We start from the raw sequence: 1114 nt of genomic DNA, 5'->3' as shown, positions 1-1114 counted from the left end.
TAAGTAGATGTTGAAAATTAGTTTATATCAATTTTTTTGCGTATCTTTGTGTAAACACATAAAGACACATCGCTATCGCAAAAATCAAAGTTATACAACTGACAGACCAACAACGTCTGCAATTAGAGGAAGGCTTTCGCCAAGGCAAGAGCCACGCATACCGTATGCGCTGTCGCGCAGTGCTTCTGAAATCCACCGGCCTGACTTCGGAACAGGTTGGAGAACAGACCGACATGACCCATATATCAGTCAATTCCTGGGTGAAACGCTTCGAGACCGAAGGAGTCAAAGGACTGGAAACACGTCCCGGACGTGGTCGGAAGCCAATAATGGACTGCTCGGACGAAGAGTCGGTACGCAAAGCCATAGAGAACGACAGGCAGAGCGTGAAGAAAGCGAAAGAGGCATGGCAGCAGGCTTCAGGGAAAGAAGCCTCCGAGAGTACCTTCAGGGCTTTTTTATCCGCCTTGGCGCGGGATATAGACGTATAAGAAAACGTCCAAAGGGGAAACCCTCGCCGCAGCTCTATGCGTATAAGACCGAGAAGCTGCAAGAACTCGTACGACAGGAAAAAGATTGTCTCATCGACATTTATTATGGAGATGAAAGCCACATCTGCACCGAGGGATATGTGCCATACGGATGGCAGTTCCGAGGTGAAGATGTCTATATCCCATCTGAAAGAGGTCTGAGACTCAATATTTTCGGCATGATAGACCGCAACAATCGATATGAAGGATTCTCCACAACTGAGAATATGACCGCTGACAAGGTTGCCGACTTTCTTGACCGACTTTCTCTCCGCATCCGTAAAAACACTTTTGTTGTCCTTGACAATGCAAGCGTCCACAGATGCAAACTTATGCGGGAACTCCGTCCAATATGGGAGAAACGTGGGTTGTATCTCTTTTTCCTCCCACCGTATAGTCCACATTTGAATATCGCCGAGACGCTCTGGAGAATCCTCAAGGGCAAATGGCTCAGACCTGCGGATTATTGCTCCACAGACTCCCTGATCTATGCAACTAACCGTGCGTTGGCTGCGCTTGGATCTGAACTCTATATCAATTTTGCCCATACGGCTTAGTATAAATTAATTTTTACGACTTACTTA

2 pseudogenes are annotated in these 1114 nt (G+C 46.9%); both read left to right on the top strand.

What is annotated here, in order from left to right:
* Nucleotides 1–164: 164 nt before the first annotated feature.
* Nucleotides 165–401: pseudogene (locus C5O23_RS14575) on the top strand (helix-turn-helix domain-containing protein); the annotation flags it as partial.
* Nucleotides 326–1087: pseudogene (locus tag C5O23_RS14125) on the top strand (IS630 family transposase); the annotation flags it as partial. The pseudogenes C5O23_RS14575 and C5O23_RS14125, both read left to right, overlap by 76 nt.
* Nucleotides 1088–1114 lie beyond the last annotated feature (27 nt).

It is taken from the genome of Duncaniella muris (assembly GCF_003024805.1).
Lineage (GTDB): Bacteria > Bacteroidota > Bacteroidia > Bacteroidales > Muribaculaceae > Duncaniella > Duncaniella muris.
This window is presented reverse-complemented; position numbering and strand designations above follow the sequence as displayed.